Annotated in this window: 23 protein-coding genes; 2 read left to right on the top strand and 21 right to left on the bottom strand. The window is 37.1% G+C overall.

Annotation, left to right across the window (positions count from 1 at the left end; all coding sequences use genetic code 11):
- The first annotated feature begins 29 nt into the window (after positions 1-29).
- Positions 30-221: a rubredoxin gene (locus PERMA_RS04115; RefSeq protein ID WP_012675254.1), complete on the top strand. Its 192-nt coding sequence runs from the start codon at positions 30-32 to the stop codon at positions 219-221.
- Entirely contained in the window at positions 221-847 is a 627-nt protein-coding gene (locus tag PERMA_RS04110) for a class I SAM-dependent methyltransferase (RefSeq protein ID WP_012676047.1), read from the top strand. Before PERMA_RS04115 ends, PERMA_RS04110 begins: the two co-directional genes overlap by 1 nt.
- On the opposite strand, the gene PERMA_RS04105 is transcribed toward PERMA_RS04110, so the two are convergent.
- The 21 genes from PERMA_RS04105 to PERMA_RS04005 all read right to left on the bottom strand — a co-directional run bounded on the left by PERMA_RS04105 (position 840) and on the right by PERMA_RS04005 (position 22,459).
- Positions 840-2,042: a type II secretion system F family protein gene (locus tag PERMA_RS04105; protein WP_012676904.1), complete on the bottom strand. Its 1,203-nt coding sequence runs from the start codon at positions 2,040-2,042 to the stop codon at positions 840-842. The genes PERMA_RS04110 and PERMA_RS04105 overlap by 8 nt on opposite strands.
- Positions 2,043-2,044: 2 nt before the next feature.
- Entirely contained in the window at positions 2,045-3,475 is a 1,431-nt protein-coding gene (gspE, locus tag PERMA_RS04100; RefSeq protein ID WP_012675633.1) for a type II secretion system ATPase GspE, read from the bottom strand.
- Between the two features lie 2 nt (positions 3,476-3,477).
- Positions 3,478-5,487, bottom strand: coding sequence for a type II secretion system secretin GspD (gspD, locus tag PERMA_RS10495; RefSeq protein ID WP_012675755.1), 2,010 nt, complete (start codon positions 5,485-5,487; stop codon positions 3,478-3,480).
- Positions 5,474-6,334, bottom strand: a complete 861-nt coding sequence (locus PERMA_RS04090) for a PDZ domain-containing protein (protein WP_012675320.1) — start codon at positions 6,332-6,334, stop codon at positions 5,474-5,476. The genes gspD and PERMA_RS04090 overlap by 14 nt, the downstream gene beginning before the upstream one ends.
- On the bottom strand, positions 6,327-8,090 hold the full coding sequence (locus tag PERMA_RS04085) for a S8 family serine peptidase (RefSeq protein WP_012676406.1): 1,764 nt from the start codon (positions 8,088-8,090) through the stop codon (positions 6,327-6,329). Before PERMA_RS04085 ends, PERMA_RS04090 begins: the two co-directional genes overlap by 8 nt.
- A gap of 10 nt (positions 8,091-8,100) precedes the next feature.
- Positions 8,101-8,754 carry a hypothetical protein gene (locus tag PERMA_RS04080; protein ID WP_041530878.1) on the bottom strand — a complete coding sequence of 218 codons (654 nt, stop codon included), beginning with the start codon at positions 8,752-8,754 and terminating at the stop codon, positions 8,101-8,103.
- The gene (gene gspM / locus PERMA_RS04075) at positions 8,751-9,233 is read right to left on the bottom strand and encodes a type II secretion system protein GspM (protein WP_012675264.1); all 483 of its coding nucleotides are present in this window, start codon (positions 9,231-9,233) and stop codon (positions 8,751-8,753) included. The genes PERMA_RS04080 and gspM overlap by 4 nt, the downstream gene beginning before the upstream one ends.
- Complete coding sequence (locus PERMA_RS04070; protein ID WP_012676655.1) at positions 9,230-10,354, bottom strand: hypothetical protein; 1,125 nt, start codon at positions 10,352-10,354, stop codon at positions 9,230-9,232. Before PERMA_RS04070 ends, gspM begins: the two co-directional genes overlap by 4 nt.
- Before the next feature lie 9 nt (positions 10,355-10,363).
- A complete protein-coding gene (locus tag PERMA_RS04065) occupies positions 10,364-11,254 on the bottom strand; it encodes a type II secretion system minor pseudopilin (protein ID WP_012675547.1) in 891 nt (296 codons plus the stop codon).
- Between the two features lies 1 nt (position 11,255).
- A complete protein-coding gene (locus PERMA_RS04060) occupies positions 11,256-11,783 on the bottom strand; it encodes a prepilin-type N-terminal cleavage/methylation domain-containing protein (protein WP_012675471.1) in 528 nt (175 codons plus the stop codon).
- Entirely contained in the window at positions 11,773-12,105 is a 333-nt protein-coding gene (locus PERMA_RS04055) for a type II secretion system protein (protein WP_012675820.1), read from the bottom strand. Before PERMA_RS04055 ends, PERMA_RS04060 begins: the two co-directional genes overlap by 11 nt.
- Positions 12,080-12,487, bottom strand: a complete 408-nt coding sequence (gene gspG / locus PERMA_RS04050) for a type II secretion system major pseudopilin GspG (RefSeq protein WP_012676705.1) — start codon at positions 12,485-12,487, stop codon at positions 12,080-12,082. The genes PERMA_RS04055 and gspG overlap by 26 nt, the downstream gene beginning before the upstream one ends.
- Before the next feature lie 34 nt (positions 12,488-12,521).
- Positions 12,522-13,475 (bottom strand): ParB/RepB/Spo0J family partition protein, encoded by a 954-nt coding sequence (locus PERMA_RS04045; protein ID WP_012676067.1) that lies wholly within the window; start codon positions 13,473-13,475, stop codon positions 12,522-12,524.
- A gap of 3 nt (positions 13,476-13,478) precedes the next feature.
- Positions 13,479-14,336, bottom strand: coding sequence for a ParA family protein (locus tag PERMA_RS04040; RefSeq protein ID WP_012676143.1), 858 nt, complete (start codon positions 14,334-14,336; stop codon positions 13,479-13,481).
- Positions 14,337-14,417: 81 nt separating this feature from the next.
- A complete protein-coding gene (locus tag PERMA_RS04035; RefSeq protein ID WP_015898876.1) occupies positions 14,418-15,494 on the bottom strand; it encodes an ABC transporter permease in 1,077 nt (358 codons plus the stop codon).
- Complete coding sequence (locus PERMA_RS04030; RefSeq protein ID WP_012675387.1) at positions 15,491-16,600, bottom strand: ABC transporter permease; 1,110 nt, start codon at positions 16,598-16,600, stop codon at positions 15,491-15,493. The genes PERMA_RS04035 and PERMA_RS04030 overlap by 4 nt, the downstream gene beginning before the upstream one ends.
- A gap of 9 nt (positions 16,601-16,609) precedes the next feature.
- Positions 16,610-17,032 (bottom strand): arsenate reductase ArsC, encoded by a 423-nt coding sequence (locus tag PERMA_RS04025; RefSeq protein WP_012675380.1) that lies wholly within the window; start codon positions 17,030-17,032, stop codon positions 16,610-16,612.
- An 8-nt stretch (positions 17,033-17,040) separates the two neighbouring features.
- Positions 17,041-18,654: an ATP-binding cassette domain-containing protein gene (locus PERMA_RS04020; RefSeq protein WP_012676648.1), complete on the bottom strand. Its 1,614-nt coding sequence runs from the start codon at positions 18,652-18,654 to the stop codon at positions 17,041-17,043.
- Between the two features lie 2 nt (positions 18,655-18,656).
- Complete coding sequence (locus PERMA_RS04015; protein WP_012675537.1) at positions 18,657-19,745, bottom strand: mechanosensitive ion channel family protein; 1,089 nt, start codon at positions 19,743-19,745, stop codon at positions 18,657-18,659.
- 1 nt (position 19,746) lies between these two features.
- Complete coding sequence (locus PERMA_RS04010; RefSeq protein WP_012675879.1) at positions 19,747-20,904, bottom strand: HlyD family secretion protein; 1,158 nt, start codon at positions 20,902-20,904, stop codon at positions 19,747-19,749.
- Complete coding sequence (locus tag PERMA_RS04005; protein WP_012675931.1) at positions 20,891-22,459, bottom strand: DHA2 family efflux MFS transporter permease subunit; 1,569 nt, start codon at positions 22,457-22,459, stop codon at positions 20,891-20,893. Before PERMA_RS04005 ends, PERMA_RS04010 begins: the two co-directional genes overlap by 14 nt.
- Positions 22,460-22,466 lie beyond the last annotated feature (7 nt).

Genomic DNA, 22,466 nt, shown 5'->3' with positions numbered 1-22,466 from the left:
TTTATACCCTTTATGTTATATTTTTATCTATGCATAAAAAAGACAGCGGCAGCAAAAGAAGATGTAGAATATGCGGATTTGTATACGACCCTCAGAAGGGAGATCCATTAAGAAATATACCTCCTGGTATTAGATTTGAGGATCTTCCTGACAGTTACAGATGTCCTGTATGTAAGTACACAAAATCACATTTTTTCACAATTAAAAGCTGGATGGAATGATGGATATAGGAAAAAGGTTTGATCAGGTTGCAAACAGATACGACACACCTGACAAGTTTGAAAGATCAAAGATATTTGTTGAAAATATACTCTCACAGATACCTGTAAAAAATGATTTTAAAGTCCTTGATGTTGGAGCAGGAACAGGAACTGTTGACATTCTTTTATCTCCTTATGTTAAAGAGATACACGCTTATGATCTTTCCGAAGGCATGCTTTCAGTTTTCAGTGAGAAGATCAGAAGGGAAGGTATCAAAAATATAAAGATATTCAGAGAAGATATCCTGAATAAGGATGGGGATCACACTGATTTTGATCTTGTTATTACATCCATGACATTACACCATATTGAGGATACATATAAGGCTGTTAAAAAGCTGTCAGACTTTTTAAAGGTCGGTGGTTATCTTGTGGTTGTGGATCTTGAAAAGGAAGACGGAACTTTCCATTCTGACAATACAGATGTTAAACATTTTGGATTTGATAGGGAAGAGATAGAAAGTATGTTCAGATCAGCAGGTCTTCAGGATATAAATGTCCAGACTGTCTTCACGATAGATAAGGAAAGAGAAGGGAAGATAAGAAAATATCCTGTTTTTATGGCTTACGGGAGAAAATCTATTTAATACTCAGGTTGAATATCGGCAGAAGTGTTGCGAAAACGAAAAATCCTATAAGAACTGAAAGTATTATCAGAACAGCAGGTTCAAGATAGCTTAAGAACAGTGATATAAGCCTTTCTGTCTGCTTCTTATATATCTGTGAAACGAGTAAAAGCATCTTATCAAGCTGTCCTGTCTCTTCCCCTATCTTTAAAAGCTGTATGCTGTTTTCAGGTAAGAGTTTTTCCCTTTTCAGTAGATCAGAAAGGGATTTACCCTTCTTTATCTCTTCAGCTACAGTATTAAATCCTTCTCTTATATAGATATTATTTATGGTCTCATTTGATATCTCAACAGCCCTGTCAAGTGTTAGACCCCCTTTAAGGAGAATACCGAGTGTGTTACTCCATGTTGAGTATATTGAGTACCTGTGAACCTTATTAAAAAAAGGTATCTTCAGTCTGATCCTGTCCAAAACCTTTCTGTTTAAAAATCTTTTTCTCATAAAAAATAGAGGGATCACAAGAACGGGGAGAAACTTTAAAAAAGTGGAGCTTATATTTGAGAATGCCACTACGATCTTTGTTGATGTTGGAAGTTCCTTCCCAAACTGCTGATATATGTTTGTTATCGTTGGAACGACAAAATTCATTATAACTATCATAGCCAAAAACCCAACGCCTATTACTATTGAGGGGTATATAAGGGAGTTTATAATCTTCCTTTTGAACTCCTCCTGTTTCTCTATGAACTCTGAGGCGGATAAAAATATCTTATCAAGTGCACCTGATGTCTCACCTGCTCTTATCATCTCAACAAGAAACCGGGGAAATATCTTTGTTTTTCCAAGCGCCTCAGATACGGAGCTCCCTTCCTGAAGGTATGTTTTTGCAGATAAAACAGCCTTTTTTATCTCCTGATTTTCCATCTGCTTTGACAGGATATCAAATATCTGTGTTATATGGACATTTCTCTCAAGTAGTATCCCTATCTCGTAAAGTAAAAGTGATAGATCCTCATTTGATATCTTTTTTCTTCTGAATATCTCAAGCTGGAATACAGATCTTCTCTTCTGTTCAGCTGTAACTTCCTCTATCTCGTAGGGAACAAGATCCTTTGAACTCAGGATACTTTTCAGATGTGAAACTGAGACAGCCTCCTCAACAGCTGTAACCTCTTTTCCATCCTTTGAGAATGCTCTGTATCTGTAAAAAGGCATCCTTACACCTGTGCCACCTGGAGAACTTCCTCAACTGTTGTTACACCTTTTACCACTTTTAAAAGTCCGTCCTGTATCAGAGTTCTCATACCCTTTTCCAGCGCTTTTTCTTTAACAGCCATACTTTCAGGCTGTTTAGATATAACAGCTCTCATCTCCTCGTCTATCTCCATAATTTCGTATATAGCTATTCTTCCTTTAAATCCTGTTCCGAGACAGTTATCACAGCCTTCCCCCTTATAAAGCTTACCGATCTTTAGCTCCCTTCCCATATACCTGTTTATCTCCTCAACCTCGTCATCCCTCGGTATATACTCTTTCTTACAGCTTTCACATATCTTTCTGACAAGTCTCTGTGCTATAACACCCTCAAGTGATGATGCTACAAGGAAAGGCTCAACACCCATATCAACAAGTCTTGCAACAGCTGAAGGAGCATCATTTGTGTGAAGTGTTGAAAGAACAAGGTGACCTGTCATTGATGCGTGTATCGCTATCTCTGCTGTCTCAAGATCCCTTATCTCACCTACCATCACAATGTCAGGATCCTGTCTAAGTATGCTCCTAAGTCCGTTTGCAAAAGTAAGATCTATCTTTGGATTGACCTGTATCTGGCTTATTCCATCTATCTGGTACTCAACAGGATCTTCTATAGTTATTATGTTCTTTCTCGGTGTTTTAAGTTTTAGTAGTGATGCGTAAAGTGTTGTTGATTTACCAGAGCCTGTTGGTCCTGTAACAAGAACAAGACCGTGTGGTTTTCTTATAATCCTTTCGTACTTCTCAAGATCGTCAGGCTCAAAACCAAGCTCCTCAAGTGTTAAAAGAGTGTCCGATCTGTCTAAAAGTCTTATAACAACCCTCTCACCAAAAACTGTAGGAAGTGTGGACACCCTCATATCAAGCTTTTTTTCACCGATCTTGACCTTTATTCTTCCATCCTGAGGAAGCCTTTTTTCAGCCACATTAAGTTTTGATATTATCTTTATCCTTGATACAACCTGAGGATATGCATTTAACGGTATTGTAGAAACCTCATGTAGAACACCATCAAGTCTGAACCTTACAACAACCCTGTCTGAGAAAGGCTCAAAATGTATATCACTTGCGTCTGATCTTACAGCTTTAAGGAAGAGGGAGTTTAACATCTGGATTACAGGTGCGTCTGAACCGACAAGAAGATCCTCAAAGAATGTCTCCTTTATCTCTGTCTCTTCCTCAAGGCTGTTCTGTATATTTGAGATATACTCCTCAAGTTTTTCGTTGAACTCCTCTTCAGATATAAGAACGGTCTCAGGTGTTTTTCCTGTAAGAAATCTTATATCCTCAACTGCGTAAAAAGGTGTTTTTTTAGTTATAAAAACCTTTCCGTCTTCAGAAGGAACGATCTGATTCTCCTTTAAAAACTCAACAGGGAGATTATCAACACCCAATATCAACCCCCAAAGTAACCTCTGTAATTTTCAAAGATATCTTTATTTTCCTTCTTTTCAACTTCCTTAGCTTTTTCTTCTTTTTTCTTACCTTTCAGTAGAGCCTCACTTAACTTCTGGTGCTCTTCAGTTATCCTTGCAAGATCCTCAGGCTTTTCAATAATAAAAGGTGTGAGGAAAACAAAAAGGTTAGTTTTATTCAGATCCTCAGACCTGTACTTGAAGAGATTTCCTATTATAGGAATTGATGAGAAGAATGGTACTCCTTCCATAGTTTTTATGGTTTTCTTTGAAACAAGACCCCCTAAAACGATGGTTTTTCCGTTTGTTACAGTTATTGTTGTGTTAAGCTCCCTTTTTGATGTTATCGGGACAACATAACTTATCTCTCCTATCTGAGGCTTTTCATAACCTATAACTTCATTCACCTCCTGATGTATCTCCATAACTATGTTATCACCTGATATATGGGGTGTTACTTTAAGAATAAGACCAACCTCTTTATAGTCGTAGTTAATTATCGGATTTCCGTTAATATCAAACTTGACACTCTGTGCAAAAGGTGTAACCTGTGAAACATTTATTGATGCCTCAATATTGTCCATTGTAAGAATTTTTGGTGATGATACTATATTGAAACCTGTTCCCCTCTCAAGCAGTGAGAACAGGAATAAAAGATCAGGGAAGAACAGAACATTTCCACCTATCTCAACATTTTCTCCTGATGTTGATAGAACACCTGCTACAAAGTTAGTAGAACCTATAATGTTGTAAAATCCTTCCTTTGATATACCACCTCTGAAAGCGGCTCCACCCTGTGAACCGAATACCTGCCATCTTACACCTATCTCTTTTAAAGCCTGCTCTGACACCTCAGTTATAAGTGCCGTTACAAGAACCTGTTTCTTCTGTTTGTCAAGATTCTGGACAAGCTCCTTTATAGCCTCGTACTCCGTTTTATTTGCATAGATTATTATCGAGTTAGAAGCCTTATCAGCAACAACCTTTGGTCTGTCTGTCTTCTGGGTTGATACAGGTTTTGTGTATGTTTTCAGATTTTTTATCTGTGTCTTCCCCTTTTTTGCTCCCTCCTTCAGTGAAACAAGCCTTATATTCTCAAGAAGTTTGTTCAGAACATTTGCTATATCCTCAGCCTTTGAGTTTTTCAGGTAGATGGTCCAGAATCTTCTGTAAGTTGGGTGAGGGGTAGGCTGATCAAGTATTGATATTATGTCCTGTATCTCCTTAAATACATAGGAAGGTGCTTTGACAACAACAGCATTCTGAGATTTTAAGTTGTAAGCCTTAAGCTGGACACCTTTCTTTGCAAGATCTGAGAAAAGTGATGTTAGAGCAGCTGCGATCTCCCCTGAGCTTGAGTATTTAAGTTTATAAACTTTTATCTCCATACCTTCTGATGGTGTATCTATAAGGGAGATTACCTGTTTTAGATTTTTAATATTTGATTGTGAATCTGTGATTATTATTATATTTGCTGGATTGTATGAGAATATTAGACCTTTTGGTGATTTAAGACCTCTAAGGACGTTTACAGCCTGTGTTACATCGGCATTTTTGAATTTGTAAACGTAAGTTACCATATCTTCCGATTCTTCAAGTTCGGGCTTTACAGGTGGTGTCACATTCCTTGAGAAACCTGAAGGTATAACCTCATAAAAAGAGCCTTTATCTACAAGAATATAATTTCTTGATTTAAGTATTGATGTGTATATATTCCAGGCATCATCAATTGATACAGGCTCAGGAAAGATAAGTGATATCTGACCTTTTATATCCGCACTTAAAACTATATTTTTACCTGTAAGTCCCGAGATGAAGTATGTGAGAAGTTTAAGATCTATCTTCTCAAAATTGAAGTAAACCTGACCTGTCTCTTTAAACTCCTTTGCCTGCTGTATTATCCTCTGTAAGCTGTCATCTTCAGATCTTGCAGGCATTATAAAAAAGGATATTAATAAAAGCAGTAAAACTAAATATCTACCTGATCTCATAGGTTATAACCTTCCTTTTTCCATTTCTTTCTATTACAAGCTTAATAAACTGCTCATTTCTTAACATATTATATATTTTAAATGCCTCTTCTGCTGTTCTAACGGGCATATCGTTTATACTGATTATCAGGTCTCCTGATCTCAGACCGAATTTATAAAGAAGGCTCTGAGGTTTTACATACCTGAACCTGAATCCGATAGTCTCATTGTTTTTTATCTCAGGAACAATGAGAACATCCTTTAAAAGCGTCCCAATATCTGCTGTTTTTTCCTCAACAAATCTTCTGTCTATTTTTATAACCTCGCTGTCCGCTTTTGAGACCTTTTCAGTTTTTTTGTAAATCCTTGAGCTTTTAACTGATCCTGATCCAATATTTACTGTCAGTCTATAAATCTTCCCATTCTTTTTCATCATAAGGGAGAAATCTTCTATACTTATTATCCTGTAGCCATCTACAAGATCGTCCTTTTTAACAAGAGCTGTTCCTTTTTTTGTTTTCAGCAGTGCAACCTTTTTTCCATTAAAGTTTATAACTCCTATAAGCTTTATATCTTTTGCTGTTTCAACAACCTTTTCTGATTCTTTCCTTTCCTGACCTTTAACTTCAAACTCTTCAGGCTCAGCTTTCTCTTCAGTTTCAAAAACATACACCATACCTGTGTACGATCTGTTCTCCTTTTCAACCTTTTTTATACTGCTGCTTTCATGTTTAGAAACCTCAGGAAGTGTAAAAAATCTCATCTCAATGTAGCTGTTTATTATAAGAGCTAAAGAAGTACCGAAAGATACTACAAGTAATATAAAAAATATCTTCTCTATATCTAACTTTGTCAGGATCTTAACCATCTCTTCTTATTTTTCTCCTTAAGATCATAGATATAACCAGTAAAATATATGCTGTCAGCATCCCAAAATCACTTCCTGAGGACAATCTGCATCCTTCACTACCTTTGACCTCAGGAAATACAACTCCTGTCTCTGCCTGAGATACACCATTACCTTCAAGTTTGACAGTAAGGGTTTTTCCGTTACCGTAATTTATGAAAAGTGTCCCTATATAATAATTAACGGATGTTGGGGTGAAACTCACATTTATCGTGCAGATACTGTTACTTTTAACAGGTGTTCCTGAGCATGTCTCAGATACAGTGAAATTACCGCTGTTTGTATAAACAGAGCTCACATTAAGATCAACCTCTCCTGTATTCCTCACTGTAATACTCTCCGTTTTTGTTGTATTAACAACGGTATCTCCAAAGTTATGAGCTATCCTATCAAGACAGATCTTTTCCTCATTATCATTTATAAAAAGGTTGTATAGATTTAGAACATTACAGGTGTATGAGTAACCTGAGAGCTTGTCAGGATGATTTTTTCCTGAGAACATAAGCTTATCCTTTATCTGTGATACTGTGAGAGCTGTATCTGTGGAATATAGAAGTCCTGCAGCTCCTGCAACAAAAGGTGCAGCCTGTGAAGTTCCTGAGATAAGAACGTACTGATTGTTTTTATATGTGCTCAGTATCTCCTTTCCAGGTGCAAACAACTTTACCTTAAATATGCCGTAGTTTGAGGATAAAGATGCTGTAAAACTCGCTTTATTATTTGTCTGGTCTGACGCACCTATACAGATCTGGTTATCAAGATCGTAGTTACATGGATGGAAATTTATGGACTCATTATCCTTACCTTCATTTCCAGCTGCTGAAACAAAAAGTATATCAGTCAGTGAGTTTATCTTTGTTCTCTCAATATCTGAAGATGGATACTCACCACCATAACTTGCATTTAAAGCGATAATGTTCAGTCCCTTGTCTGTCTTTAACTTTTTGATGTAATCAAGACAGATCATCTCACCATCTAAGGATCCGTTTCCACTTGCATCCAAAAATTTGCAGGGAACTATCTTCACATTCCAGTTAACCCCAGCAACACCGATACCGTTATTTGTAACAGCTCCTATAATTCCGGCTACATGTGTCCCATGTCCGTCATCATCGTATGCGTCGGGTGTGCTGCATCCAGGTAAAGTATTGTTGTAAACAAGATTTCCATTCTGGTACTGGTAGCAAAGGGCATTTATCCCGTAACAGTCATCTATATAGCCGTTTCCATCCCCATCATCTCCGTTTTCACAGCCGTCATCTATACCATTGCCGTCATTATCAGTATTAAGAAGCTCACCAGCATTTACCCACAGATTTCCTTTCAGATCAGGATGGTTGTAATCAACACCTGTATCCACAACAGCTATATAAACTGTCCCTGATCCTGTAGATACATCCCATGCATCAGGTGCATTTATAACCGACCACCACCATTTTGGACTGCCATCTGTGTTGTAAAAATCTGGATCGTCAGGTAAAGCTAAAGCTCTGAGTATGTAGTTAGGTTCTGCATAGAGGATATCATCTCTTTTTTTCAGTTCCTGGATAAACTGCTGAATATCCTTTCCTTCAGGGACTGAAAGTTTTGAGAGCTTTAATTCTGAAGACGCTGAAGATATATCACCATTTTTAAACATCACTATAACTTCATTCTTGAAAGCACCACCATAAGTAAGATAAAAAAAGGATAAGAACACAATTATCAAAGGTCTCATCTCTCTCTCCTTATATATTCAGCTGTGAAAAATTTAAAAAGATCTCCCTTTTTACCTTCCCGTTGAAGATATCTCCATCAAACCTTCCTTTTATATAACCTTTTTTTATATCTGCCGGAAGGTAAAGTTCACCTTCAAAAAATCCCTTTACAACATCCCCTGTTATCTGTGCAGACACTTTATTTTTATCATCGTCACCTTTTATAGTGTAGTTAACGGTAACATTAGAGATAGGGATACCTGTCACTTTTGAGATAAAAATCTTACCTTCACCATCTATCAGTATATTTTTCCCTGTTTTTATGGTCAGGTCTGCTGTTATCCTTCCAGTAATATCTTTTTTCTTCTGAACAGAAGAGATATCAAAATCCTTCAAAGTAAGATGTATCTTTTTCCCAGGTATATCAATACTCCCAGCTTTTTCACCATTGATTTTTATATCCAGCTCTGTAAATCCGTTTAAAATCTCCAGACTTTTAACTTCAAACTTCCCAGCTGAAAGACCTTTTATCTTAAGATGGAAGATATCACCCTCAATGGATCTGTAACTTACACCATTTTTTGAAAGAATGTAACCGGCAAACCTGTCCACTGGAAATGTGTACAGAGCAGTCAGGATAAACGAAACCAGAAACAGTAAAGTGTATAATAGAAACCTTCTCACATCCTTTCCCCTATTACCGTTCTAACATTTAGCCTTCCGTTACCTTTAGGATCGCTTATACTTAGAGATAAAATGTAAAAACCTTTTTCCTTAACACTTTTTAAAAATGAAACAAGCTGCTCACCTGATATCTTCTCAAATGATACCTCTATACTGTTAAAATTCTGCTGGTAAGGTTTTAAGGATAGTATATTTGATTTTATACCTGCCTTCTCTGCAAGCTCTTCCACTTTTGATAGTGAAAGTCTATCCCCTTTTACAGAAGGGCTGTAACTTCTGTACTGGTTTATTATCTTCTGGAGCTCAACATAACTCTCTATCTCCTTTTTTATCTTTTTCTCAACCTTCTCCAATCTTTCAAGATTGTATGAACCTGCAAGGAGAACACCACCAATAAGTATAAAGGCATAAATACCTATAAACAGAACAACCCTTTCCCTCTGTTCAAGTGAGTTAATAAAAAGTATCAATCTTTTCATCTGATCACCCCAGATATGCTGAACCTTACCATCCCTTCAGGTGTTGATACTGTTTCATCAATATTAGCCTCATACTTTGAGTTCAGACCGTTTTTGAATCTTTCAACATCCTTGATGCTGTAGGCTATCCCCTGAATAACAAATCTCTCAGACGTTATACTTATCCTGTATATCCTGCTTATACCTGCAGACCTTTTTGATCTCCCTATAAAATCAAGTATATCAACAGCATCTTCCTTTTTAACAGAGGATGCTTTTAATGAAGCTATCTTACCCTTCGCCTGTTCTAAAGGATCAAAAACCTCTCCTGTGTAGTTAAAACCTTTCACAAAAAGCTCTTTTTCCTTCTCCTTTATTGATCTCAACTGTCTCTCAAGCAGTTCAAGCCTAAAGATAAGAGCAAGATTAAACAGAACAACAGCCAAGGTAAGGTAAACCGCACCTTTTAATATCTTCTCAGTGTAAAGCTCCTCTGATCTGTGAAGAAGATCAATACCTGTATCATCAACACCTCTGAGTAAAAGTCCAAACGCAACATTAAGAGAAGGATCATCTGTTGGATTTTTCAGTATTCTGTTACTACTTATATCTTCCGGTATGTTACCTGAGAGGTAAAAGTTATCATCTATCTCAGGTTTCTGGGAGAAAACCCTGACCTGATCTATAAACTGATCTTTTATCTTCAGATAAACAGAGTATCCTTCTGAGAAGTGTAAGATCTCACAGTTGTTTAAACCGTTATATTTTGCAAGCCTTAGAAGGGCAAATATCTCACTATCTATAATATCCCCATCCTTTATCTTCTGTAAGTCTTCCTTTCTTACAATCACACAGAAGATCTCAGTTCTGTTTTTCTCATACCTTTCAAAGTATGAGTACTCTATCTGGTCTACAGGAAATGGGAGATCCATCTGAAGCTGTGTTCTTACAGCCTTTTCAATCTTTGATCTGTCTTTAAAAGGGAATGAGTACTTTCTAAATGTTGATTTTGAAGAAGGAAAACCGTAAACCTTCTTACAGATCTTAGGCTCCTTTTTGATGATCTTTATATTTTTTTTTAAAGGATTGACCTCCCCTATAAGCTCCCTTTTTAAGCCTAAATCAACAGCCTTAATGATCACAGATACACCTCAGTAAAGCTTTTTCCATATCTCTCTTGTTTTTCCTTTTCTGTTTAATAGTATAACAAGTTTATATTTCCTGTCTCCAAGCTGTATATCTATAGTAGCCAGAAAGTTCTCACTTTTCACATCAATATAAGGTTTTATCCTGTATAAGATATCAGAGTTCATACCATCAACATTGATCAGATCATCAACCCTTTTAAAAGGTTTCCCCTTTCTGTAAGAGATTATCGCATTCGCAACAGTCTCATCAATATCCCTGTCCAGAGCCATTAAAACCCATTTAGATGCTGTATTTATATTCACCTTCCCATTAGAGTAAGGTGATATAACAGATCTAAGACCTGGATGAAACTGTCCGTTCACAATCCTCCCGTTGTATATCCTGTCATCAACACCTTTTATAAGTCTGAGCTCCTCAACAGTGTCCAATGGGGCATTTTTTGCCTTATAAAGATCGTAATCCTCCTCTCCTCCACTGCTGAAGCTGTCCCTGTCTATCCAGTCAACAATATTGAAAAGTATCTGCTGGTTCACATCTAAGATCTCAAAAAGTCTCTCAAAAATGCTGAACATCTTCTGATCAATCTTTTTTCTTTTTATTAATAAGTTTGGATTTAGATACCTTTCCTGATCTGCTATCTGTATGTTTATCTTTCCCTCATCCAGAACTAAAGGTATGTTCTGGGACCAGAACTCTCCTAAATAATCAATCTTTTTATCATCCATATCAAGAAGCTTTATCACAGCCTCAGATGCGGATTTTGAGACTAAAAATATCTCCTCTGTTTCAACACTGTTCTGTATATAACTTTCAAAAAGGTATCTCTCATGAGAGAGATTTAGAACTACAGCACCAAGAGAGGAGATCAACATAAAAACAACAATAAGTATCATATCATCTACCTGCTGTTATATAGAATGTCTGATCGTCAATAATTATCTTTATAATATCTGGAAAGCTTTTTCCTCTAAAGTTCTCATATATCTTCCCCTTATCCACAGCAAAAAATGAGATCTTTTTAAAATTTCCTATCGTTATCTTTTTTATCCCGTCCCAGCCAAGTTTTCCATCTATATAGGGAAACTCCTCATATACCAGGATATACCTGCCTTCCTCCGTTTTTTTAATCCTGTATTCGGCTCTAACAGCTCCTGAGTAGAAAAGAGGATAAAGTGTGTAAAAGGAGATTCTGTCCCTGTCAAGCAGGAAATTCTGTTCTTTCTTTTCAAATCTGGCAAATATCTGTTTTGAAAGCTGGTTTGTAACTGAGAGATACTGTGTGTACTTACTTATCCTTGATGTCAGATCCATACTGTCTCTAACATTTGAGATGTATGAAAAACCGACAACACCAAAAACAAGGAGTATCAGTGTTAAAACTAATAGAACCTCAAGAAGTGTAAATCCTCTTTTATCTCTCATAGGTTTTTATTTCTAAGATTTTTTCTCCTGTTTTTCTGTCTGTTATCCTGTATATGATCTCATTTATCCCAAACTGTATCTTCTTCTTTTCAACTCTGTATCCGAAATCTTCCTTTGAGGTTTCCCTCTCAGGTATTGTGTAAACCTCCTCCTTAAAAAATTTCAGTGCATTAATCTTTTTGAAGTTCTCCTCAACCTTTGAGATGTTATCAGTCTGTATCTTTACGAGGATCGTGAAGGCGACAGCAAATATTGTTATTGCAACAAGAATCTCAAGGAGGGTGAAACCCTCCTGATCAATCTTCCCAGACTGATATATCATCTTCCGTTCCAAGCTCTCCATCAGGACCTTTTGATTTCAGTTCAAATGGGTGTTTTTCAGCAGGTGATATATAGATAAAATCGTTACCCCAAGCATCTTTTGGAAGGGAGTCAAGGTACTGTTTCCATTTTCTTGGTTCGGGTGGTATTTTTGGTTTCTCAACAAGAGCTTTAAGACCTTGCTCTGTTGTAGGATACATACCGTTATCAAGCTTGTACATCTCAAGTGTTCTTTTAAGCTCCTTTAACTGTATCTTTGTAGTATCTATCTTTGCCTCATCCACCCTTCCTGTTATCTTCGGGATAACGAGGGCTGCTATAAGAGAAAGAATAACGATAACAACAAGAAGCTCAAGTAAAGTAAAACCCTTTTCCCTTTTCATATCCTCTCCTTAAACAGTTTTTATAAAATTATACTTAAATCTCATACCTTTCAAGTAACTGTTCTATCTCTGAGAGCTTTTTCTGTATAATTCTCTCAACCTTACTTCTCTCCTTCTCAGGTAGTTTACTGTAAATTCTGGAAACCTTTTTGTTTATCTCCCTGAAGGACTCCTTAAACGGATTTTTAACCCTTTTTGCCGCTTCCTCACCAAGTATCTCTCTGACCCTTATCTCAACCTCCTTTTTTGTAAGATCATTCATGATGATCTCATCAATAAGCTGTCTCATCTTATCAGGGTAGCTTCTCAGTTTGTTTACCTCTATGGCGAGGCTGTAAGACCAGCCGTATTTTTTTATAGCATCCTTTATCTCCTCAGCAACATTTAAGATCTTAAGTCTCTCTATAAAGGTTCTGAGGTTTGTTCCGCTAAGTTTCTGGAGTGTCTTTTCTATCACCTGACCCCTTCTCCTGTCCTCATCTGGAAGCTCCTTAATATTTCCTGATATGTAGTTAAATATCTTTCTTGCAACCCTTATAACCTCATCTTTATCAGTTCCAAGTATGAAGGAGAGATACTCAAGATGTGACATAAGCTTGTCGTAATCGTTAAGGTCTTCCCTCTGGGCGTTCTCAGATATCATAAGTGCAAGTGCTGTTTCCTCATCTATATCAAGAACTATCGCCGGGATTTTATCCCTTCCAAGATACTCAAATGCCTTCAGTCTTATATAACCTATCACCCTCTCATAACTTCCATCTTCAAGCTTCCTTACAACTATAGGCTGGGCAAGTCCAAACTCCTTAATATTCTCAGCAAGGGATGCTATCCTTTCCTGTGAGACATAACTTCTGTCGTGGAATCTTGGACTCTTTATCCTGGATATAGGTATCTCTTCAGGTTTGACCTCTTCTATAGTCTGTTTTATCTCTTTTATCTTCTTTGCCTTTGGTGTTTCAAGAATATCATCAAAAATTCCTAAATCCATAACTTACACCTCCACACCAATCTCTGAATGGATCATAACCCTTCTTATAATCTCATCAGTTATGTTCTCAAGTGAGAGAAGTATATCCCTCTGACCTTTTTTCTCCTTCTCTATATACTCCCTGATTGAGACCCTTTTCCCTGCTGCCTCAGCCCATGCTATACGGTCTTTTAAAGGCTCAAGGAAAAGCTCCTCAGAAGCTGTTTTTATAAAATCATGCTTTGATAGTATCTGGGGTATCGTCGTTTTCAGTGAGGCAAGAACATCGTTATGCTCTCTCAGTCTTGATTTGTAAGCTACAGGTATAAATCCAAGAATTGAGAGATCAAGTCTGAATGTGATAACAGCCTGTATGATTGTCTGGAGAGTCCCAACAAGTCCTGTTGAGTCAACAAAAGTCAGCCTTGTAGGTATAAGAACATAATCGCTTGCAGCTATCGTTCCTACAGTTAAAGCACCAGAATCAGCAGGTGAGTCTATAAAAACGATATCGTAATCCTCCGCTATACCTTTTTTACCAAATCCACCTCTCAGAAAGTTTGAAAGAACAAGCTCTTTTCCCATCTTTCCGCTTTCAGCTTCCTCTCTCAGATTTGGGTTTGCAGGTAAAAGATCAAGATTTTCCTTAACAGATATGGGGTTTAGATCCTTTCCGTTAAAGATATTTGTCATATCATGCTCTGTGCCTATAAACTGTGAAAGTCTGTTGTAACCGAATAGCATTGTCTGGGTTCCCTGTGGGTCGTAATCAACAACAAGAACCCTGTAACCCCTTCTTGCAAACTCATTTGAAAGAGCATTTGTAATACTGCTCTTTCCAGCACCTCCCTTCTGGTTTACAAGACCTACAATCTTTCCCATATCACTCTCCTTAAAATTGATTGTCTTAAATACAGTTCGGCTTTTTTAAAAAAAATATTAAATCTAAGACAGAAGGATGTCTTAAAAAAGCTTTCCTATCTTTCTGAACCCAAATATGTAAAGGGCTACACTAAGAACTGTCAATGCAACAAAGTAAGGGATTAGATCTGAAGAGTGGATTCCTCTAAAAAATATACTTAAACTACCCTCTATATAGTATCTGAGGGGGGATATATAAGACAGGTACTGGATAAATGGATGCATTGAATGTATAGGAGTCCATGCACCACTTAAAAAGATCATAGGCATCATGATAACAACAGAAAGCTGGGCAACCTGAAGCATACTTCTTGCTACAGATGCTATAAAAAGACCTATACCTGTTACCGCAAAAAGAAATGCAAATGTGAAGAGTATAAAAACTGTAAAGCTTCCATTTATAGGAACATCAAAAACACCAAACAGAACCGTCCCGACAGATACAACAGTTCCAGCCATAACAATGACCATCTGAGAGAATGTTTTTGCAAGTATTATAAGCTTTGGATCAACAGGTGTTAAAAGCATTATATCCCATGTCCCGTTCTCCTTTTCCCTCACAAAGACAACAGCTGAAAGAATAACACCTATAAGTGTCACTATTGAGAGGAACTCTGAGAATGAGATAAATTTCCTTGTGTCTGCATTCTGGTTAAAAAGCTTATGTGTTTTTATCTCAACATGAATCTCATACTTGTAAAATCTCAGAATAATATTTCTCAGATATGACAGTGTTATATACGCCTGTGCTGCTGCTGTTGAGTCTAAAAGGATGTTGAGTGTTGCCTTTCCCTCATAAAAATTTTTCTCAAAATCAGGTTCAAATACAAGACCAACAATTATCTCCCTGTTAAATATAGCTCTGCTGAGCTCTTCCTGGGAGTTAAACCTTACAGGCTCTTTAAACTCCGGTGAATGAAGATGTGACAGTATCTTTTTTGATATCACACCTGAGCTGTAATCAACATAGCCTACAGAAACATTCCTCGGTTTAACCTCAAAACCCTGACCTGCTATATAAACATCAAGTGTAAAGGAGTATATCAGGACAATTACAAGACCCCAGTTCCTCAGGAATGTAACTATCTCCTTTAAAAAAATAGCTGTAAAAACTCTCATCTCATTTCCTTCTTCATCAGAAGACTTCCTACTATAAGAAGTGTCAGGCCGTAAAATATAAGAATAATCAGATAAAGAACATTCTTAGGTGAGGAGAATCCCTGTCCTATCAGAAATGTGTCATAGATAATATGGTTGTAGTACATAACAGGGAAAAGATGTGCCTCAATGTAAGCCTCACCTTTCATTGAAGATATAGGCATCATAATTCCAGAGTAAAGAAAGCCGGGGATGATCGTTATAATAATAACAGCCAGAAGTGCCACTATCTGTGTCCTTGTAACAATAGAAACCAGAAGACCTATTGAAAGACTTATTATTATATATATCTCAGAAACAAGCCAGAATATTAAGAAGTTTCCTCTAAATGGAACATTAAAAACATAAGTAGCCCAGAGGAAGAGTATAAAGATATTTATTGAGTGTAGGAAAAAAACAGGGGTAAGTTTTGCTACAAGAAAATCTATCTTTTTTACAGGTGAGGAATAAAAGTTAAAAATTGTTCCAGTTTCCTTCTCTTTTACAATTAGAAGTGCTGAAAGTATGGCAGGGGCAACAAGAAGTATTATCCCGAACAATCCTGGAACTATAGCATCCTCATCTCTCATAGCCTGATTGAAAAGATTTCTCTGGTTTATCTTTACAAGGCTGATCTTCTCCCTTGCCGTTTCCTCCATTATCTGGTACAGAACACCCTCAACATAACTCTCCATAGTCATCCCTCTCATAGGGAAAGCGGCATCAACAAAAACGCCTATCTCCGTTTTCTGGTTTTTAAGAACCTTCCTCTCAAAACCCTCAGGGATTATTATAAGTATGCTTATCTCCCCTCTTTTCATTCTATCAATCGCTTCTTTCTCTGTGATATTGAGAACTTTTGTATTGAAGTATTTTGAGTGTTCAAATTTTGAGATCATCTGTAAAGACAGTTTTGATCTGTCGTGGTCTAATATAACCGTGTCTGCATTTTTTACCTCCATCTTTATCCCATTACCAAAAAGGAACATAACCATTGAGGGCATAAGATAGACCATTATTATTATCTTTGATCTAAAAAGCTCTGAAAGCTCCTTTATTATATAAGCTTTAATAACACCTCTGTTCAATCTTCACCCTTAAATAATTTTTAATAGATCCAGTATCTTATTCTCTATAATATCCCTTACATTCCTGAATATAACCAGTCTTTCCTCTTCCGTTCCTGAAGCCTCTGCCGGATCGGGCAGATTCCAGTGAAAAACGTTTTTACAGCTGACCACAGGACAGTTTTTCTCAGCATCTGAGCATAAGGTGATCAGATAATCAATCTTATTTAAAGGTATATCATCAAGGGATTTTGATCTCTGTCCGGATATATCTATACCTTTCTCAAGCATCACCTTTACAGATAATGGATGTATATAACCTGATGGGCTGGAGCCTGCCGAGTAAACAGCTATATCTTTACCTGAGATTTCTGCGTAATACTTGCAGAAACCTTCAGCCATCTGGCTTCTTGCTGAGTTTCCTGTGCATATAAACGCTATCTTTGTCTCCATAAAACCTCCTATCTGTAAAATCTGACAAATATATCCTCAAAACTTTCTGCTTCAGGGAATTTTCTATGAAGATTTTCAACGGTATCATCAACGACCTTCTTACCCTGTCTTAAAAGAACAACCCTGTCACAGTATTCAGCCTCACTCATATAGTGTGTTGTAACAAGTATTGATATACCCCATTTGTCCCTGAGCTGGTGTACAAGCTTCCAGAACTGTGCCCTTGCCACAGCATCAACCCCACTTGTAGGCTCGTCTAAAAAAAGAACAACAGGTTCATGAAGTATAGCTGCTGCTACGGAAAATCTCTGGTTTATACCTATGGGAAGTTCTGTAGGTAGATAATCAAGATACTGTGAAAAACCTAAACTCTCGGAAAGTCTTTTTATCCTGTTTAAGGATTTTGATGGGGGTATTTTGTGGAGATTTGCAAAGTAAAGTAGATTCTCCCTGACCGTCATATCCTTATAAAGTGAAAATCTCTGACTGACATAACCTATCATACTTTTAAGCTGTATTCTGTCCTGTGGACTTTTTATCTTCTTTCCAAGAAGTTCAAGCTCCCCTTCATCAATGGGGTAAAGACCTAAAAGCATCTTTATAAATGTTGTCTTTCCAGCTCCATTTGGACCAAGAAGTCCAAGTATCTCACCTTTTTTAAGAATCATACTGACCTTATCAACAGCTGTAAACTTTCCAAACCTCTTTGTCAGACCTTTCGCCTCCATAACGATATCCGGTATATCAAGCTCTGTTTCCCTTTCCTCTATATGTATCTCAGGTATTCTCTTTACCTTCTTCAGTGTGTTAACAAAGAAAACAGCCTCAAGATCAGGTTTTTCATGTGGAACAGGTAAAGGCTTGAGTGAGTATGTCTTTCTGTTAAAGCTGAAGCACTCATCCTCACAGGAAGTCTCAACATATGTGTACTCCTTAACAGACTCCTTAAGCTGATCGGCGGTTCCTTCAGCTATTATCTTTCCATCCTCAAAAAGAAGAACCCTGTCCATCTTTTCAGCTTCCTGCATATACCCTGTACTTATCACAGCTATGATATGTTCCTTCTTTCTTATCTGGTCTATAATCTCCCACAGCTCCCTCCTGCTTAAAGGATCAACACCTGTTGTAGGCTCATCAAGTATAAGGAGCTTGGGTCTGTGTATGAGCGTACATATTAGAGAGAGCTTTTGCTGCATTCCGCCACTAAGCTTTCCTGCTTCTCTGTTCTGGAACTGGTAAAGACCAGCCATCTTAAGGAGTCTTTCCCTGTACCTGTAGTACTCCTCATCCTTCTTTATATTCCTTATAGCTGTAAAAAACTCAAGATGCTCCTTTACAGTGAGTAAAGGATAGAGCACAAGACCTATCCCCTGGGGCATAAGACCTGTAAATTTCTTAATAGGTTCAGCTTCCTTAGGAGATGTGTATACAATCCCCTTATAAACTATCTTTCCTTCAAACCTTATAACACCTGCAATTGAGTGTAAGAGAGAGCTTTTTCCAGAACCATCAGCACCTATAAGTCCTATTATCTCCCCATCATTTGCTGAGAATGTTGCATCCTTTATACCTATCTTTTTTCTGTATCTGACTGTAACATTAATCACTTCAAGGTCTGCCATTTTTATTCACTCTTTTTTATAACAAGCTCATTTTTGAACCATACATCCCTCTGTGGGAATGGTATCTCTATGCCTTTTTCTTTAAAAGCAGACCATATTCTGTAGTTCAGCTCGCTTTTTGCAAGGGGTATAGGTATCTTTTTAACATTTATCCAGACAAGAAGTTCAAAGTTTAGAGAGCTGCTTCCAAACTCTATAAATCTCGCCTCCGGAGAGGGAGACTCCAGTACAAATGGCGTATCTAATGCGATCTCAAGGAGTGTCTCTTTAACAAGGTTAACATCAGACCTGTAAGAAACACCAACAGGTATATGAACCCTCACAACGGGATCAACATAAGACCAGTTAATAAGCTGATTTGATACAAGCTGTGAGTTTGGTATGATTATATCAATATTATCAAGTGTTCTGAGTGTTGATGTCCTTATTCCTATATCAACAACCTTACCAAAGTTATCACCAAGTGTTATCCAGTCACCCCTTTTTACAGTTTTGCTTATAAGTATGATAAAACCGCTTATAAAGTTGTTCACAACATCCTGAATACCAAAACCTATCCCTATTCCAAGTGCACCTGCTATCGGTATAAGAAGCTTCCATGTTATACCCATAGTTGAAAGTGTTATAAGAAATATAAGGACAAGTGCAAAGTGGTAAACAAGTATATCAACGGTTGATGCAACATCCTCACCTTTTGCCCTGTATGTTATGTATATCTCAATTATCTTTCTTATTATCCTTGTTATAAGAAGAAGTATGTAAAATGTTATAAAACCTTTAAGTATTGAGTAAAAACTTAGTTTGATAGCCTCTGTATCAATTATGTTTGAGTGTAGTATTGGAAGTATATAATTCCTCAAAAACTCTCCAATTACAGGAAAATCAAGAAGAATATTAAATAAAAGAACAAAAACAGATATATCAAGAAGTTTTATTATAGACTCCCTTAAGGATATAATCCTCTCCTCATGAACTGAAAAGATCTCTTTAATCTTACCTGTGAAAACAGGTGTGTATCTTCTGAGAAGGAAATAGATCAAAACTACAAATACAAGCTCTGTAACAGGAAATAAAAAATCCTTCCAGCTCACCTTATATCTCCGGCAGTTCTTTCAAACTTTTTGGAAGTCCTTTTCCGGTTATGGATATAACACCAACAGCAGGAAGACCGAGCTTAAGAACAGGCTCTACCTTTAAAGGCTTTATATGAACAGCATAAACTCTCTGTATCCTGTCCTCTTTTACAGCAACCTCTTTAGGGGTAAACTCAGCTCTCTGAGATATTCTCACAACCCTTGCCTCAATAGGTCTGTCAGGATAGGCATCTAAAAATATCAAAGCCCTGTCCCCTATTTTTATCTTCCCGTTGTTAATCGTATCAACAAATATCTTGAGATACAGTGTCTCTGGATCAATAACTGTTGCAACAACCATCCCTTCTCCCAGAACCTCACCTTTATCAGCAATTTTATCAACGATATAACCATCTACGGGAGATCTTATCTTAAGCTCATCAAGTATAACCATCAGCTGTTTTTCCCTTGATTTTAAAGCATTGATACCGATTTTAAGTGCAGATATACCTTTCTCAAGTATCTCTATCTTTTTAACTGTAGCCTCAGCCTGTTTTAGACTGCTCTTTGCTGCATCAATCTGCTGTATTATCTGTTTTTTCTTTTCAAGAAAACCCTTTAATCTATTTCTGTCTGACTCAAGCTTCAGTTTTATCTTTTCAAGTCTGTCCTCAGGGATAAGTTTCTTCTCATAAAGATTTTTAAATCTTTCATAATCTTTCTCATCCTTTTCAACGATACTCTTAACTGTCTCTATCTGTTTCTCAAGCTCTTTTAGAAGGGAAAGGTTTATCTTCAATGATGATCTTGCCTTCTTAACATTCTCGGGTAATGTTTTTTTAAGTATCTCAAGCTCTATCTCTTTAGCTTCTATCTCTTTTTCCTTAGCTTTTATGTTGTACCTCACAGCCTCAAGCTCAGCTTCATACTCCTTTCCCGATAGGACGGCGATTATCTCTCCTTTCTTAACCTCTTTACCTTCCTCAACGAATATCTCCTTTACCCTTCCTGCATACTTTGTATTCAGACTTATCAGATCACCATCAATCCTTCCTACACCAACAATAAGATGAGGCGGTATCTCCTTCTGGGAAAGCTTTCTGTATATAAGATAGATTGACGTTAGAAGTAGTAGAATAACCAGAAAGCCAATCCAGTACTGCCTAAGTATTTTCATAACTCATCCTCTTTTTTCTAAAAATATCAGTATAGACCAATATCAGAACAGGTAAAGCACCTAAAAGTCCCCATAATCCAGCAACAAAAAATGTGTCCTGAAATGACCAGTTCATACTATAAAGATACTGCGTTTTGTAAATTATTGCCTGTGATAATTTCTCAGCCTTTTCAATATCAAATATCTGTGAAAAAAGGGCTTTAAACTTTTCAAAGAATACAAAAACATAAGATGTATCCTGCATATTGTTTATACCTTCATAATGCTGATATCCAAACCTGTAAAGATCATTTGTTGCTATAGCTGTCCCAAACGAACCACCTATAAAACTTGAGTAGTGGAGAAGTCCTGTTCCCAAAGATGTTTTCTCACCAAGATTTCTGAGGGCAAGTGTTGTAACAGGGGCAAAAAACATCCCCATAGATATCCCAAGTGGGATCAGAAGTAAAGCTGCCTGAAGATTAGGTGTGAAATACTCAAGTGATGGCAGTATAAAAAGTGCGCTGAAAAGGTAAAGTGTAACAGCCATATAAAGGACATACCTTTCACCGATCTTGTCAGAAAGAATACCTGCTATAGGTGAGAAAAGGGCTATAAAAAGTGCAAAACCGAGTATATGGATACCTGCATCAAGTGTTGACAGTCCTTTTAATCTCTCAAAATACAGTGGAAGAAGATAAAAGATCTGGTACATAGAAAATCCAAGAACAAGGAAGAAAACGGATATACCAACAAAGTACTCTTTTATCCTGAATATTGAAAAATCAATTAAAGGTTCCTTTGAGACAATCTCGGATAGGATATATAAAAGAAGTGAAAATACAGATATAACAGTCAGATAAACTATAGTGTCAGACATAAACCATCCAAGCTGTTGACCTTTTGATAGGACAATAAGCGTAGATATGGTAAATGAAGAGAGGAAAAAGAATGAGATAAAGTTGAGCTTTGCCTTTTCCCTGAAGTAAGAAGTCTCAGGAAGATAAAAAAGAGCAAGCAGAACTGTAATTATACCAAAAGGTATATTTATGAAAAAAACCCATCTCCAGTCTAAATGTTCCGTTATGTAACCACCAAGTGTTGGACCTATTGATGGTGCAAAGCTTACACCAAGTCCAAATATACCCATAGCGATACCTTTTTTCTCAGGTGGGTAAACAGCAAAAAGTATTGTCTGTGCTGTAGCCATTATGAAAGCCTCTCCTGCCCCCTGAAAAACCCTTGCTATTATCATCTCCTCAAGTGATGTGGATATACCACAGGCAAATGATGAGAGAGTGAAAAGAGTGATACCTGCTATATAAACATTCCTCAGTTCAAAATTCTTATCAAGCCATCCTGAGAGAATGAGCATTGTTGCAGAAGCGATCATATACGCAGTGATAACCCACTGGACACCGTAAAGATCCGTCTGGAGAGGTGCTGTTATCTTTGGGACTATAATATCAACTATTGTTGTGTCAAGAATAGCCATAAATGCACCGGACATAACAATAAATGTTATAAGCCCTCTCTCAAAGTTAGATATCCTCTCATAAATAGGAGGCTGTTCCATAACTCCC

The sequence above is a fragment of the Persephonella marina EX-H1 genome (assembly GCF_000021565.1).
GTDB classification, from domain to species: domain Bacteria; phylum Aquificota; class Aquificia; order Aquificales; family Hydrogenothermaceae; genus Persephonella; species Persephonella marina.
The sequence above is the reverse complement of the archived record's forward strand: the minus strand, read 5'-3'. Positions and strand labels throughout refer to the sequence as shown.

What these genes read in the sequence shown, in the direction of transcription:
- PERMA_RS04115 (WP_012675254.1), top strand. Translation starts at nt 30, where the DNA reads ATGCATAAAAAAGACAGCGGCAGCAAAAGAAGATGTAGAATATGCGGA.
- PERMA_RS04110 (WP_012676047.1), top strand. Translation starts at nt 221, where the DNA reads ATGGATATAGGAAAAAGGTTTGATCAGGTTGCAAACAGATACGACACA.
- PERMA_RS04105 (WP_012676904.1), bottom strand. Translation starts at nt 2,042, where the DNA reads ATGCCTTTTTACAGATACAGAGCATTCTCAAAGGATGGAAAAGAGGTT.
- gspD (WP_012675755.1), bottom strand. Translation starts at nt 5,487, where the DNA reads ATGAGATCAGGTAGATATTTAGTTTTACTGCTTTTATTAATATCCTTT.
- PERMA_RS04090 (WP_012675320.1), bottom strand. Translation starts at nt 6,334, where the DNA reads ATGGTTAAGATCCTGACAAAGTTAGATATAGAGAAGATATTTTTTATA.
- PERMA_RS04085 (WP_012676406.1), bottom strand. Translation starts at nt 8,090, where the DNA reads ATGAGACCTTTGATAATTGTGTTCTTATCCTTTTTTTATCTTACTTAT.
- gspM (WP_012675264.1), bottom strand. Translation starts at nt 9,233, where the DNA reads ATGAAAAGATTGATACTTTTTATTAACTCACTTGAACAGAGGGAAAGG.
- PERMA_RS04065 (WP_012675547.1), bottom strand. Translation starts at nt 11,254, where the DNA reads ATGATACTTATTGTTGTTTTTATGTTGATCTCCTCTCTTGGTGCTGTA.
- PERMA_RS04060 (WP_012675471.1), bottom strand. Translation starts at nt 11,783, where the DNA reads ATGAGAGATAAAAGAGGATTTACACTTCTTGAGGTTCTATTAGTTTTA.
- PERMA_RS04055 (WP_012675820.1), bottom strand. Translation starts at nt 12,105, where the DNA reads ATGATATATCAGTCTGGGAAGATTGATCAGGAGGGTTTCACCCTCCTT.
- gspG (WP_012676705.1), bottom strand. Translation starts at nt 12,487, where the DNA reads ATGAAAAGGGAAAAGGGTTTTACTTTACTTGAGCTTCTTGTTGTTATC.
- PERMA_RS04045 (WP_012676067.1), bottom strand. Translation starts at nt 13,475, where the DNA reads ATGGATTTAGGAATTTTTGATGATATTCTTGAAACACCAAAGGCAAAG.
- PERMA_RS04040 (WP_012676143.1), bottom strand. Translation starts at nt 14,336, where the DNA reads ATGGGAAAGATTGTAGGTCTTGTAAACCAGAAGGGAGGTGCTGGAAAG.
- PERMA_RS04035 (WP_015898876.1), bottom strand. Translation starts at nt 15,494, where the DNA reads ATGAGAGTTTTTACAGCTATTTTTTTAAAGGAGATAGTTACATTCCTG.
- PERMA_RS04025 (WP_012675380.1), bottom strand. Translation starts at nt 17,032, where the DNA reads ATGGAGACAAAGATAGCGTTTATATGCACAGGAAACTCAGCAAGAAGC.
- PERMA_RS04020 (WP_012676648.1), bottom strand. Translation starts at nt 18,654, where the DNA reads ATGGCAGACCTTGAAGTGATTAATGTTACAGTCAGATACAGAAAAAAG.
- PERMA_RS04010 (WP_012675879.1), bottom strand. Translation starts at nt 20,904, where the DNA reads ATGAAAATACTTAGGCAGTACTGGATTGGCTTTCTGGTTATTCTACTA.
- PERMA_RS04005 (WP_012675931.1), bottom strand. Translation starts at nt 22,459, where the DNA reads ATGGAACAGCCTCCTATTTATGAGAGGATATCTAACTTTGAGAGAGGG.